The 13,621-nt window shown below is 62.4% G+C and carries 11 protein-coding genes; 2 read left to right on the top strand and 9 right to left on the bottom strand.

Annotated elements, in window-relative coordinates; genetic code table 11:
* Window positions 1-57: 57 nt before the first annotated feature.
* The 3 genes from flhA to AC56LY_RS15020 all read right to left on the bottom strand — a co-directional run bounded on the left by flhA (window position 58) and on the right by AC56LY_RS15020 (window position 4,822).
* Complete coding sequence (flhA, locus tag AC56LY_RS15010; RefSeq protein WP_499580780.1) at window positions 58-2,175, bottom strand: flagellar biosynthesis protein FlhA; 2,118 nt, start codon at window positions 2,173-2,175, stop codon at window positions 58-60.
* Window positions 2,172-3,347 carry a flagellar biosynthesis protein FlhB gene (gene flhB / locus AC56LY_RS15015; RefSeq protein ID WP_499580782.1) on the bottom strand — a complete coding sequence of 392 codons (1,176 nt, stop codon included), beginning with the start codon at window positions 3,345-3,347 and terminating at the stop codon, window positions 2,172-2,174. The genes flhA and flhB overlap by 4 nt, the downstream gene beginning before the upstream one ends.
* A gap of 170 nt (window positions 3,348-3,517) precedes the next feature.
* Window positions 3,518-4,822 (bottom strand): MraY family glycosyltransferase, encoded by a 1,305-nt coding sequence (locus tag AC56LY_RS15020; protein WP_499580784.1) that lies wholly within the window; start codon window positions 4,820-4,822, stop codon window positions 3,518-3,520.
* A 317-nt stretch (window positions 4,823-5,139) separates the two neighbouring features.
* Here AC56LY_RS15020 and AC56LY_RS15025 point away from each other — a divergent pair, with 317 nt between their 5' ends.
* A complete protein-coding gene (locus tag AC56LY_RS15025; RefSeq protein WP_499580786.1) occupies window positions 5,140-6,300 on the top strand; it encodes a hypothetical protein in 1,161 nt (386 codons plus the stop codon).
* On the opposite strand, the gene AC56LY_RS15030 is transcribed toward AC56LY_RS15025, so the two are convergent.
* The 3 genes from AC56LY_RS15030 to AC56LY_RS15040 form a co-directional block, all read right to left on the bottom strand.
* Window positions 6,281-7,288 carry a fumarylacetoacetate hydrolase family protein gene (locus AC56LY_RS15030; protein WP_499580788.1) on the bottom strand — a complete coding sequence of 336 codons (1,008 nt, stop codon included), beginning with the start codon at window positions 7,286-7,288 and terminating at the stop codon, window positions 6,281-6,283. The two genes, AC56LY_RS15025 and AC56LY_RS15030, sit on opposite strands and share 20 nt — an antisense overlap.
* A 55-nt stretch (window positions 7,289-7,343) precedes the next feature.
* The gene (locus AC56LY_RS15035; RefSeq protein WP_499580790.1) at window positions 7,344-8,429 is read right to left on the bottom strand and encodes a phospholipase A; all 1,086 of its coding nucleotides are present in this window, start codon (window positions 8,427-8,429) and stop codon (window positions 7,344-7,346) included.
* 154 nt (window positions 8,430-8,583) lie between these two features.
* Window positions 8,584-9,300: a pseudouridine synthase gene (locus AC56LY_RS15040; RefSeq protein WP_499580792.1), complete on the bottom strand. Its 717-nt coding sequence runs from the start codon at window positions 9,298-9,300 to the stop codon at window positions 8,584-8,586.
* A 214-nt stretch (window positions 9,301-9,514) separates the two neighbouring features.
* Between AC56LY_RS15040 and AC56LY_RS15045 the strand changes: the two genes are divergently transcribed.
* Entirely contained in the window at window positions 9,515-9,925 is a 411-nt protein-coding gene (locus tag AC56LY_RS15045) for a hypothetical protein (RefSeq protein ID WP_499580793.1), read from the top strand.
* 338 nt (window positions 9,926-10,263) lie between these two features.
* On the opposite strand, the gene AC56LY_RS15050 is transcribed toward AC56LY_RS15045, so the two are convergent.
* From AC56LY_RS15050 to AC56LY_RS15060, 3 genes are all read right to left on the bottom strand, one after another.
* Window positions 10,264-11,265, bottom strand: a complete 1,002-nt coding sequence (locus AC56LY_RS15050; RefSeq protein WP_499580795.1) for a S49 family peptidase — start codon at window positions 11,263-11,265, stop codon at window positions 10,264-10,266.
* A gap of 142 nt (window positions 11,266-11,407) precedes the next feature.
* The gene (locus AC56LY_RS15055) at window positions 11,408-12,067 is read right to left on the bottom strand and encodes an HAD-IIIA family hydrolase (RefSeq protein WP_499580797.1); all 660 of its coding nucleotides are present in this window, start codon (window positions 12,065-12,067) and stop codon (window positions 11,408-11,410) included.
* A 91-nt stretch (window positions 12,068-12,158) separates the two neighbouring features.
* On the bottom strand, window positions 12,159-13,139 hold the full coding sequence (locus tag AC56LY_RS15060; protein WP_499580799.1) for an RluA family pseudouridine synthase: 981 nt from the start codon (window positions 13,137-13,139) through the stop codon (window positions 12,159-12,161).
* Window positions 13,140-13,621: the final 482 nt, after the last annotated feature.

Below are 13,621 nucleotides of genomic sequence, written 5' to 3' on the forward strand. Positions count from 1 at the left end.
TGCGCCAGCATGATGGGCACAAGGCGCAGCACCTGCTGCCCCTGCTGCCCCTGCCTGTTACATCGGCACACCCACCAAACTCGTCACGCGAATCGTCTTGGTCTCAGGCACTTCGGCATGCGACAGCACCTTGAGCGCAGGCACGGCGCGGCGCAAAAAGCGCGACAGCAACACGCGCAGCGGCGCCGGCACCAAGAGCACGGGCGACAGGCCCATCTGCTCTTGCTGGTTGGCGGCGTGCGCTGCCTGTTGCGCGATCGTGTCCGCCAGGCCCGGCTCGATGCCGGTACCGTCGCCGCCCGCACCCATCGCCTGCATCAACAGGCGCTCGAGGCGGTTATCCAGGGTCATCACCGACAGCTCGTTCTCGCCCGGGAACAATTGCTGGACGATCGCCCTGCCCAGCGACACGCGCACCACGGCGGTCAGTTCGGCCGGGTCCTGCGTCATGCCGGCGTGCTCCGACAGCGCTTCGATGATCGAGCGCATGTCGCGGATGTGCACGCCTTCGAGCAGCAGGTTCTGCAGCACTTTTTGCAGCGTCGACAGCGAGACGACTTTCGGCACCAGGTCTTCGACCAGTTTCGGGGTTTCCTTGCCAAGGTGGTCCAGCAGCGCCTGCACTTCCATGCGACCCAGCAGTTCCGACGCGTGCAGCGTGATCAGGTGGTTCAGGTGCGTGGCAACGACGGTACCGGCATCGACCACGGTGTAGCCCATGCTTTGCGCTTCGTCGCGCAGGCTCGCTTCGATCCAGGTGGCCGGCAGGCCGAAGGCCGGGTCGGTGGTGACCACGCCGGGCAGCGTGCCGCTGGCCATGCCCGGGTTGATCGCCAAAAATTGGCCGTTGAGTGCTTCGCCGCTGCCCACTTCGACGCCCTTGAGCGTGATGCGGTAGGCCGATGGCTTGAGTTCGAGGTTGTCGCGGATGTGCACCGGCGGCGCCAAAAAGCCTACTTCTTGCGCGAACTTCTTGCGGATGCCCTTGATGCGCTTGAGCAGCTCGCCGCCCTGGTTCTTGTCGACCAGCGGAATCAGGCGGTAGCCCACTTCCAGACCCAGCGTGTCGACCGGCATCACGTCTTGCCAGGTCGCTTCTTCGCTCTCGGCCGGCGTCGTGCGGGCAGCAGCGGCGGCATCGGCCACGGCGGCGGCGGCGGCCTCTGCCGCGGCCGGCGCCTCTTTCCTGCGCTTCGAGATGAAATAACCACCGGCAGCAAGCGAGCCGGCCAGCAGCAAAAACACCACGTTCGGCATGCCCGGGATCATGCCCAGACCGCCGATGATGGCGGCCGTGATGTACAGCGCTTCCGGGCGGGCAAACAGCTGGTTGGTCAGCTGCGAGCTGACGTCTTCATCGTTGGCCACGCGCGAAACCACCATACCGGCGGCGATCGAGATGATCAGCGAAGGAATCTGGGCCACCAGGCCGTCACCGATGGCCAGCAGCGTGTAGATCTTGGTTGCTTCGCCAATGGCCAGGTCGTGCATCACGACGCCGACGATCAGGCCGGCGATCATATTGATCACGGTAATCATGATACCGGCGACAGCGTCACCCTTCACGTATTTCGAGGCACCGTCCATCGCGCCGTAGAACTCAGCTTCTTGCGAGACTTCCAGGCGGCGCTTGCGCGCTTCGTCTTCGCCGATCAGGCCGGCGTTCAGGTCGGCGTCGATCGCCATCTGCTTGCCCGGCATCGCGTCCAGCGCAAAGCGTGCGCCGACTTCGGCGATACGGCCCGCGCCCTTGGTCACGACCGAGAAGTTGATGATGGTCAGGATGATGAAGACGACGATACCAACGGTATAGTTACCGCCGATCAGGAAGTGGCCGAAGGCCTCGACCACCTTGCCGGCAGCGGCGCTACCGGTATGGCCTTCGGTCAACACGATACGGGTCGAGGCGACGTTCAGCGCCAGGCGCAGCATGGTCGACACGAGAAGAATCGACGGGAAGGCCAGAAAGTCGAGCGGCTTGACCGTGTACAGCGCGGTCAGCAGCACGATGATCGACAGCGCGATATTGAAACTGAAAAACACGTCCAGCACGAACGCCGGCAACGGCAAGATCATCATGGCCAACAGCATGATGATCAGGATCGGGGCTGCCGCCTTGCCGCCTTGTGCTCCAAGGCCGCTCATCCAGGCTGGCAGTTTCATGCTGTTGGTCATTCAGTTGCTCCATTATCGGGTGCCGGTCGCTGTTGCGAGGCCGGGTTCAGCGGGTCCATCTCGGCAGGTACTTTCAACCTGGTCGGGCGATCCGGGTAGTCGCCCTCGCCCTTCTTGTATGCCCGCAGCTGGTACACGTAGGCCAGCACTTCCGCCACTGCCGAGTACAGCTTTTCCGGAATCTCTTCATCGATCTCGGTGTGCTTGAACAGGGCGCGGGCCAGGGCCGGGGCTTCGAGCATCGGCACCTTGTTCTCGGCCCCCATTTCGCGGATCTTGGCCGCGACGTCATCGACGCCCTTGGCCACCACCCGCGGTGCTCCCTTGCCATCCGCATACTTCAGTGCGACTGCATAATGCGTCGGGTTGGTGACGATCACATCAGCAGTAGGGACATTTTGCATCATCCGGCCCCGGGCCATTTCGCGCTGCATCTGCCGAATCTTCCCCTTAATCTGAGGATTGCCGTCCGATTCCTTCGATTCCTGGATCATTTCCTGGCGCGTCATTTTCAGTTTGTCTTTCCAATGCCACAACTGATAGGGGCCATCGATGAGGGCAATCACCCCCAACGCGCCGGTGATGAACAGGAACGAGCGGCCGATCATGTCGCCAACGTGGGCGCTGCTTTCGTTGAGCGGCTCGACCGCCAGGCCCAGCATTGCCTCCTTCTGACCGCTGACGACGATCCAGGCCACGACGCCGATGATGATCGTCTTGATGATGGCCTTGAATAACTCGACCAGCGCGTTCTTGGAGAACATGTTGCCGATACCCTTCATAGGGTTGAGCTTGCCGAAGTTGGGCATGAATGCCTTGGACGAAAACAGCCAGCCACCGATCAGCATCGGCGAGATCAGGGCGATGAGCATGACGGCGCCGGCGATCGGCAGGCAGGCCAGCAGGACGCTGACGATGTCGTTGAGAATGCGTTCGAGCAGGATGTTGGGATTGAAGATCTGCTCGCGGTCGAGCGTGAGACCGGACTTCAGCGAGGTCGCCAGCCTGCCGACGAGCATGCCGCCAAATGCCCACAGGCAGGCGCCCGCCGTCATCAGGACAGTGAACGTCGCCAGCTCGCGCGATCGGGGAACGTCGCCTTCTTCGCGCGCTTTCTCGATCTTTCTGGGCGAGGCGTCTTCGGTCTTTTCTGCGTCGCTATCTTCCGACATGGTGCCCCCGCTCGATTGCCATGCAATATCTTATCTGCGCCTTTGTATCGCGCGAGCGAGATTATCGCCGAAATTGCTGTGCGGACAGATCGAGAACAAGCGGGGAAACCCGCCCCAGTTCAAGGGCGGCTCCTGCAGACGGCAGACCGCAGGGTGCGGTCTGCGTGGACTTACATGCGCCGGCGCGCGAGGACCGGCGCCGTTTGCTGGTGGACGTGATCCGACAAGCTGCCTGGCTGATTGGCAGATGGATTGGCGACACGCGCAGCGACCAGCCCTGCCGTGGCGCCCTGGCCAGTGTTGCTGGTCGTGATGAGCGGTTTGATGACGACGGTGGCTGCCTTCGGCGTCAGCGGCGCGGTCACGACCGGCATGATGACCGGCATCACGACCGGCGCATGGCGGCGACGGGCGCGCCAGGCCGACACGACCAGCGCGTACACACCGAGATACAGCGCGAAACTGGCCAATGCGCCCTGCACCAGCACGTCTGGCTCGCCGGCATAGTTGACAGCCAGCGCAGCCGGCACCAGGGCAATGCCCCATGAGACCGGCGAGACGAAGGCGTTGCGCAGCGGCGGCGGCAGCATGCGCAGGTAGCGCGCCGTGATCGCCGTCTTGACCAGGCTGTGCAGGTGCCAGCTGTCCGGATGACCCGGATGGCGGCGGCACCACAGCCGACGCATGATCGTGAAGACGGTTTCGAATACCGGGTAGGCGCAGGCCAGCAGCGGCGCCCAGGCCGAGACCGACGGATTGCGGTAGACCAGCATGACCGACAACCAGGCCAGCAGGAAGCCAAGCAGGTAAGCGCCGCCATCCCCAAGGAACAGCTTGCCCAACGGGAAATTGACGACGAAAAAGCCGGCGGTCACGGCGCAGATCACGAAGCACAACTGCGCCAGGTGAACATCGCCAGCGCCGTGAGCGATCAGGCCCAGCGTACCCAGGCCAATAACAACGGTGCCACTGGCCAGGCCATTGAAGCCATCGATAATATTGACGGCATTGGCCACGCCACCCACTGCGAACGCGGTAAACAGCACCGAGAACGGCAGCCAGGCGAGCATGTCGTCAAGCAGTGGCAGGCCCGTGTGCTGCAAGCTGACGCCCGTGAGGCACCAGCACACGACGCCGCTGCCGATGGTGGCCAGCAGGCGGGTACGCACGGAAACGGTACGGGTCAGGTCTTCGGCCAGGCCAAAGACAAAGGCTGGCAGCGAGGCGATGAGAACTGGCAGCAACAGATTGCGCTGCGCCGGTGGCAAGACACCCAGCGCCAGCCACAGGCCGGTCATGATCGCAGCGCCGCCGATACGCGGGGTTGGGGTGATATGGAATTTCTGCACGCCACGCGTTGCATCAAGCGAGTAGCGGCCATGCCAGCGTGTGGTAAGCACGAGCAGGAGCGATACGATCAGCGATGTGGCGAAGCCGATTTCGAGGCCGGCTACTGGCAGGTTATAAATACTCATAGAACCACTTGGTTAACTCGTCAATTCTATCGCATTTCGGGTCGTTTTCCTCCCAATCGTGTTGACGAAGGGTTTCTCGCGCAATCTCACACATTATGAACATTGTCATGCAAGCCCTTGATTGGGAACGACTTATTAAACGATTTTAGGTACGTTGCGCTGCAACAATCAATAGTACAGATACTTCTCCTACCATTTCTCCACAAATTGTTACACTTTTCTCCCGTGATATTTAGATAGTTTTATTTCTTATTACCCGATTGGGGCGAATCATGACGCGACGATATTCAACCGCACGAGCGTTCTATTCGATCCTCATGTTATGTCTGGGCGCCATCCATTCTGCCAATGCACCAGCCCAGACCGCCGCATCATCCGACCTGAGCGAAGCCCGCGCGCGCTTGCAGGAAGCCCAGGCGCGGCAAGCAATTGCCGAAGCCGAGCGCGCCGAACTGCTGGCACGCCTGCCGCCAGCCCAGACCAGGGCCCTCAGTGGCAGTGTCGACACCCGCGGGTTCGGCGCCGCCGGCCTGGTGCGCGCAGTCGACCTGACGCTGGAACTGGCAGCTGAGCTATGCCGGATCCTGCCGCCCGAGCGGCTCGTCATCCTGTATGACCCGCTCGTCAGCCAGGGCATCGTGGTCGCGCGCACCGTTGACGCAGCACTGATGCGGCAGGCGCACGAACTCGCCGCGCATAACGCCGAGCTGCAGCGCTACATCGAGGCCAACACGCTACCCGCGGCTCGCCAAAACAGCACCCCACTACTTGCCTGGCTGACGGCGCCGGCGATGCTGCTGCGCGCCGGCGCCGATCTGGCCAGTTTGTTCAAAACCGACACCACGCTGGCCGGCACTGCCTACGGCGACGGCGCCCGTGCGCTGTTTTCCAGCGCCATGGCGCGCAGCTGCCCTGCCCGCCTGGCTGGCCTGAGCGGCGGCTATATGGGCGAACTCGATGTCACGCGCCACGCAGCCCTGCTGGAACGGGTGCGGCTGGTGGGTCTCGAACGCGCTGCACTCGCGCGGCACATCGATGTCCTTGAAGCGCTGGCCGCGACCGCCAAGGGCGAACACAAGAAAGCACTGGCCGCCATCGCGGCCGCTGCGATGGTAGCGCTCAAGGCGACCGACAGTTTCATCGATTCGCTGCGCGCCGGCGAAGCCAGTGACAAGAGCCTGCTGTTCATAACGGCGCGCTATCTCGGCCAGGCGGAGCGCAGCGTCGGCGCACTGGTGCTCGATGTCGACCTGCGCCTGGAAGGTCTTGCGGTACAGCGCGATCACCTGTTCACGGGCGAGCGGCTGGCCTTGTCCGGCGTGGCGTTTCTCTGGTACCGGCTGCAGGAACCGGACGGGCGACTGGTGCGCGCCGATGCGCTGCGCCGGATCAGCCGGCCGGTACAGGTCAATCTGCGCGACGTGCCGGATGGCGATGGCTTCTGGGACGCGCCCGGCCTCAGGAGGCCACAGCCTTGAGCGTCTGCTCGATCGCACCGAACAGCGATTTGCCATGCGCGTCAAGCATCTCGATGCGCACCGTATCGCCAAAGCGCATGAACGGCGTGACCGCGTCGTCGCCAGCGGCCAGCTCTACCCAGCGCGCCTCGGCAATGCTGGCGTAGCCCGGCGTGTGGCGCCGGGTCACCCGATTCGACACGACGCCCGAGCCCACGATCGTCCCGGCCGTGACCGGTCGCGTCATTGCCAGCGCCGACAACAGCTGGGCAAAATTGAACGTCATGTCCTCGCCGGCGTCGAGGGTGCCGACCGGATTGCCATTGACGCGCACGCGCAGCGGCAGCGCGGCTTTCGCGGCCGCCCAGGCCTCGCCCAGTTCATCCGGCGTGACCGCCACTGGCGCAAACGCAGTGGCCGGTTTGGCCTGCAGCAGACCGAAGCCCGCCGCCAGCGCATCCGGCACCAGGTTGCGCAGCGTGATGTCGTTGGCAAGCAATAACAGACGAATCTGGCCCAGCGCCGCATCGGGCGTCGCACCCTGGCGCAGGTCGCCACTGACGATGGCCAGTTCGGCCCCAAAGTCGATGCCCCATTCTTCGCGCGCCAGCACCAGATCCTGCGTAGGACCGAGCAGACCATCGCCTGCAGCCTGGCGCAACTGCGGCGCGTCGCGCCATGCGGCTGGAATGCTGCTGCCAAGCGCACGCTGTTCCAGGTCGTGATGGTGCAGATAGGTGGCGCCGCACACGCGGGTACTGGCGCGCGGCAATGGCGCCATGCAACGGGTGGGGTCGAAGTCGAATGCGCGGCGCGCCCTGGCGTCGCCCTTGCCGTCATTCAGTTGGCGGTACAGTACATCGAGTTGCGGGGCAATGAAGGCCCAGTCATCGAGCGCGGCGCGCAAACTCGGCGCGATGCCGTCGGCAATGTGGGCAGTGGACAGGTCGCGCGACACCACGGCCAGTTGGCCGTCGCGGGTGCCGTCGTCCAGCGAGGCAAGTTTCATGGGCGGGCTCGAAGCATCAAGCCCGCCATTCTACGGTACGGCAGGTGTGAAGCAATCAATACTTGACGATGACACCCACGCCCAGACTGCGCTGGAAGTAATTGTAGTCGATCATGCTCTGGCCATAGCCGGCGAACGCATTGACATAGCCCTTGATCGGGCCGACCAGCGGGAATGCCCAACCGACCTGGACTGCACCCTTGTCGGTGCTGAAGTTGCGGCGCACGAGCGCCGAAATTTCATGGCCACTACCCATGCGGTAATTGCCGGCCAGCTCGAAGCGGCCCATATAATCGGTGATGTCCGGGTTGTTGTCGTCTTCCAGCGATTCATTGACGCGCTTCCAGAGCTTGGCGGTCATGGTCAGCGGACCACGTTCCAGGCCTACCTGGGCGTAGTAGCGGTTCCAGCTGCGCGACAGGCTCGACGACTGGCCGTTCGACTGGTGCACGAAGCCCAGGTTCAGGAAGCGCACATTGATGCCGGCCAGGGCGAAGTCCAGTGGCATGACTGCCATGATCTCCGGCTGGTAATTGGTTTCGCGGAACGGACTCGATGCCTTGTGGTTGGCAGCTTGCCAGAACGAATTCTGGGTGTAGCCGAACCAGACGTCGATCGGTTGCTCGAACAGGGTTTCGACCAGTTTCATCTTCACGCTGAGCTGGAATTCCAGTTCGGCCTTCGACAAGCCTTCGGCGTCCGGATCGGTCGCCAGGAAGTCCTCGTACGGCGCTTCGTTCGGACGATGGGTGCGGGTGGCGATCAGATAGTTCGGGTGGTGCGGACGGAACTTGAACGCGCCGCGCTTGTCGCGAGGATCGAGTTCCCAGTGGCTGCTCAGCGTGTATTCAGCAGCGGCCTGGACGGTTGGATCGACGGTGGCGGTATGGTCAACGGCGCTGTTCAGCGGTGCGTCGAATGCGCTCTGGGCGGCCACAGCAGGCGCAACGGACGGGGACGATGCGGCGGTTGGACTGCCGGTGCTCGCAACGCGGTCGAAGCAGGCGAGGCGCTGGGCGCTGTCGACGATCGGGGTGCATTCGGCCAGGGTGGCCGGCTGGCTCTGTGCCATGACTGGCAGCGCCAGCAGCAATGGAATCAGGGCGAGGGAATGGGAGAGGCTCGGTCGGTATGCGTACATGGTTATTTTTCTGGAAAATTCATTCGTGCGACAACCGGTGCCCGGACGCCGTCGGAACGGAGTGTCGCGGAATTTGGCTGACGATGTCGCACGAATATTGTGGTTAAGCATGTTCCGTTGTGAAATTTCCACAACAGCATGCGGATGTGGTATATCAGGACGGTACGAGCAGGTCGAGCTGCGCCTGATCGAGGAAGCACCACTCGCCCTCGGCCAGTCCCAGCGCGGCCAGCGTCAAGCCGCCGATCTGGGCCCGGTGCAGCGCGCTGCAGTGATTCTCGGCCGCAGCCAGCATGCGCTTGACCTGATGGTATTTGCCCTGCTCCAGCACGATCTCGATGGCCCGCTCGTCCAGCTTGACGCACGAGACCGCCTTCAATGGCGCTGGCTCGTCGTGCAATTGCACACCGGCGAGCAGTTTTTCGACGAGTTCGTCCGTCACCGGTTCGGCCGTGCTCGCGTGATACACCTTTGGCACGTGGCGCTTGGGCGACGACTGCGCGTGGATGAACGGGCCGTCGTCCGACATCAGGAGCAGACCGGTCGTATCGTGATCGAGACGGCCGACCGGCTGCACATCGCGCCAGGTAAATTGTTCTGGCAACAGGGTCAGCACGCCCGGATGGTGGCTCGGTTTGCGCGAGCACTCGAAGTTGGCCGGCTTGTACAGCGCAATATAGACGCGCTCGCGGTAAGCCCATTCTTCGTCGAACACGGTCAGGACCAGGCCATCGGTCTCGAATGTGGCCTTGAAGTTGTCGGCCACCTCGCCGTTGACGGCAACATCGCCATCCTCGATCAGGGCGCGGCAGTATTTGCGGGTGCCGAATCCCTGCGATTGCAGGATGCGGTCTAGGGACAGTTTACTCATGGGGCGAGACTTTACCAGAAGCGGTCCACTGCGGACAGACTGACAATTAGAGCAATGTTTTTTAGTCAACTTGCATGCCGCGATTCATTTGAGCAGCGTCAAGTCTGAAGAAATTCTTATTGATAGACTTCAACATGTTAGGAATCCGCCTGACGACCCTGATGATTCTTTGCCATACATCAAGGTGCAATTCCGCCAGAGAACAGGAACGAACGTGAACGATGATCTCGACCTCTGTTACGACAAGCTCTCCCCGCATGAAGTGCACTGTGCGCGCCAGCGGGTTGCGCGTGCTCACGCGGCGCTGTTTCCCACGCTGACAGCGTTGGCACGCTGGTGCAGTGGCACCAGCCCCCTGCCGCAGGATGACCGGTTCGGTCTGCGCACGGCGTGGTTTGCGCGTGTCGGCAGCGCCCATCAGGATTGGCTCGAGCGCGGCGGCTTTGCCCAGCATGACGATTTGCCGCCACTGCGCCAGCCAACCATGTGGCACCCGCCGCGCCTGATCCCGCCCCTGACGCCTCAGGTCGATGATGACCTGACTGACCAATGCAACGACAGCCATCTGCACCACCCGTCACGCCGCACCGGCCGCGATGACGATGCCGCCAGCGCGGCAGTATGACCTGATATCGGCAGCCTCCTCACGGCATCGCCACAGACAGCACCCGTCAACGACGGCCGGTACGACAGAGGCTGACAAAGCCCGCGCCAGCCGCACTCTCCTGTTCCATCAAAAAGAAAACGACGGCCTGGGCCGTCGTTTCCAATCCCGCCGCGCGCATGCGCCCGTTCGGGACAGTCCTACCGCGAGGAATGACAATTCTCTCGAAAACCGCACCGCAGTGCGGTCGCCAGCCTCCGCCGTCCGGGATCGATCGACAAGCATGTCAACCCATCCACTGCAGCGTCGGCCACCGTTTTACTATAGCCGCCCATCGTCAGGTTTCAAGAACAAAATGCTTAGCGCAATTTGGGGACGGCGCTGTGGTACGCCGCCCTGACGGCGCTTTCGCCCACTGACGCACCAAATTTCTTCAGCACGCGCTCCGGCAAGCCTTCGTGCGCCGTGTAGTCGACGATGTCTTCGGCCTTGACGATGTCACGCGCCACCGTGTCGACCGTGCCGAAGGCATCGGCCAGGCCCATGTCGACAGCGCGCGCACCGGTCCAGTACAGGCCCGAGAATGTCTCGGGTGTTTCTTTCAGGCGCTTGCCGCGCCCGGCACGTACCACCGAGATGAACTGCTGGTGGATTTCGTTGAGCATGGCCTGGGCGTGTTCGCGGTGCTTTTCCGATTGCGGGCTGAACGGATCCAGGAAACCCTTGTTCTCGCCAGCGGTCAGCAGACGGCGCTCGACACCCAGCTTTTCCATCGTGCCGGTAAAGCCGAAGCTGTCCATCAGCACGCCGACCGAGCCGACGATCGAGGCCTTGTTGACGTAGATGCGGTCAGCGGCCGAGGCGATGTAGTAGCCACCCGAGGCGCAGATCTCGTCGACCACGACATACAGCGGCTTGTCGGGATAGCCGCGCTTGAGGCGCTGGATTTCATCGACGATGATGCCGGCCTGCACCGGGCTGCCGCCCGGGCTGTCGATGCGCAGCACGACGGCGGCCGAGCCGGGATCGGAAAACGCCTTGTTCAGCGAAGGGATCACGGTGTCGGCCGCGCCACTGCCTTCGGATTCGATTTCACCGTTGATTTCGATCAGCGCCGTGTGGCGGCCGAGGTTTTCGGTGTCGCCGCTGGCGAAGTTGAAGTCGTAGTAGGCCCACAGGGCCAGCAGCGCCACGATCAGGAAGCCGAGCTTGAAGAAGATGCTCCAGCGGCGCGCGGAGCGCCGTTCCTGGACGGTGGCAAATACCAGTTTCTCGAGCGTGTCGCGCTCCCAGTTGCTCATCGTCGGATTCGACGCGAGCCGGCTGTCGCCAGGTTGGTCAATGCTCGTATGGTCACTCATAAAGTCGGGAAGGTGGACGACGAACGCTATCCCCGCGCGTCACGCGCGGGGCTGTTCGTGCGGCAATCAGTATATCGTGCCAGCGCTCGCGCGTACGGTCGGCAAGACCACGCGTTCGCCGCTGGCCCGCCGTTTCCCGGCCTCAGGCGTGCTCGAGCAGCCAGGCATGCAGCTCCGGGATGTTTCTGGCAGAGAACAATGGCTGGCACGCGTGGAGCTGGCTGACCGGATGTGCGCCAAACTCGACCGCAACACCGGCCGCGCCGGCATTGGTGGCCATCTGCAGGTCGTGCGTGGTGTCGCCGATCATCACCGTGCGGCGCAAATCCTGGCCGAGCTCGCGCGTGAGTTCTTGCAGCATCGCCGGATGCGGCTTGGAGAATGTCTCATCGGCGCAACGGGTCGCGTCAAAGATCGACAGTAACCCGGTCGCATTCAGCGCGCGGTTCAGACCGACGCGGCTCTTGCCGGTGGCCACGGCCAAGAAATAGCCTTCGCTGGAAAGCTCGTTGAGCATCTCGGGCACGCCCTTGAACAGCACCAGCTGATGGTCCTTGGTCAGAAAGTGATAGCGGTAACGCTCGACCATGCGCGGATACAGCGCCGGCTGGATGTCGGGCATCACCGCCTGCATCGCTTCGGCCAGGCCGAGGCCGATGACGTGCGCCGCCGACGAATCGGTGGGCACGGGCAAGCCCAGGTCGCGCGCCGCCGCCTGGATGCACTTGACGATGGCGGCGGTACTGTCCATCAAGGTGCCGTCCCAATCGAAGACGATCAGGTCGAATTGTTTTCTAGCCATAATTAGTGGCGGCCAGGCCGCCGGTCCCCTGTTGTTTTTTATTGGTGCGCATCGGTACTTGCGCGATGTGGTTGCTCGGCGCCAGGCGGTCTTACACCGGGGCGCCCAGACTGGTCAGGAATCGCTCACACTCGCCCGGCATCGGCGCGCGCAAGGTCATGCGCTCGCCCGAATCCGGGTGCGTGAACGTGATCTGGTGCGCGTGCAGGAACATGCGCTTGAGCGCGCCACGGCTGTCGGTCGCCTTGTGCAATTGCTTGTTGAACGCGAAATCACCGTACTTTTCGTCGCCCAGGATCGGAAAGCCCGACGAGGCCAGGTGCACCCGGATCTGGTGCGTGCGGCCCGTCTTGAGCTCGGCTTCAAGCAAGGCGAAATTGTGCCATTTTTTTAACAAACTGAAAATCGTGTGCGCTTCCTGGCCGCCGGCCTGGACCAGCACGCGCTTCTCGCCTTCCGCGCTCGTGTATTTATGCAGCGGCAAGCGGATGTGCTGGCGCTTGTTGACCCAGTCGCCTTTCACGGCCGCATAGTAACGCTTGTCGGTCGTGCCTTCGCGCATCTGGTCATGCAGGTGCGTCAGCGCGCTGCGCTTCTTGCCGATCAACAAGAGACCCGAGGTTTCTCGGTCGAGCCGGTGCACCAGTTCGAGGAACTTCGCTTGCGGGCGCGCGGCGCGCAATTGTTCGATCACGCCATACGACACGCCGGAACCGCCGTGCACGGCCACGCCGCACGGCTTGTCGATCACGAGCAGATGCGCGTCTTCGTAGACCACGGCGAATTCGGCGCCGGGCGCGGCGTGCTCGGCGGATTTTTCGGCGATGCGGATGGGTGGAATACGGACGGTATCGCCAGCAACCAGACGGTACAACTGGTCGATGCGGCCCTTGTTGACACGCACTTCACCGGAGCGAAGGATGCGGTAGATATGGCTCTTCGGTACACCTTTACAGACACGCAACAGGTAGTTGTCGATGCGCTGGCCGGCTTCTTCTTCGTCGATTGTCACGAACTGCGCTTGCAGTGCTGCGGGGGATGAAGGGGGGACACTATCGTTCTGCATTGCCATTCGGTCTGTCTTCCCAGAAATTCTCTCTAAGTCCTTCATTTTGAATATATAATCGACAGGCGGCGGTCAAACCTCTGCTGGTGTAAGAATTAAAATGAAATTTTACACTGGGGCACGCCCCATCGGCCCCGCCAAATGCAAATTCGATGGAAAGAACGTGTACGCACATCCTTGCGCCAATCAAGGTTGCAACCGATTTGTAATCGGATTGCGCGCAATGATGCCGGATTGGATTGTCAGGATTCTTAAGGATAAGTACCAGCAAGCATCCTTAACAAAGTGCTTGCCGGTTGATGGTGTCGATAACGCTTGTCGTTTTCGCCGACCCCGCTGCAGCATCATCCACACCGCTTGAGCAAGGCTGTCTCTTCGCCTCCAGGCCGGTCGATGGTTGCTGGCGCCCAGGGTCGGCTGGCTGTAGCACACCCTCCCTTGTTCGTTGCTGTGCCAACCCCAATGTGGTGGCAGGTAACGAACAAAAG

The organism is Telluria sp. ZT3P25, assembly GCF_059685895.1.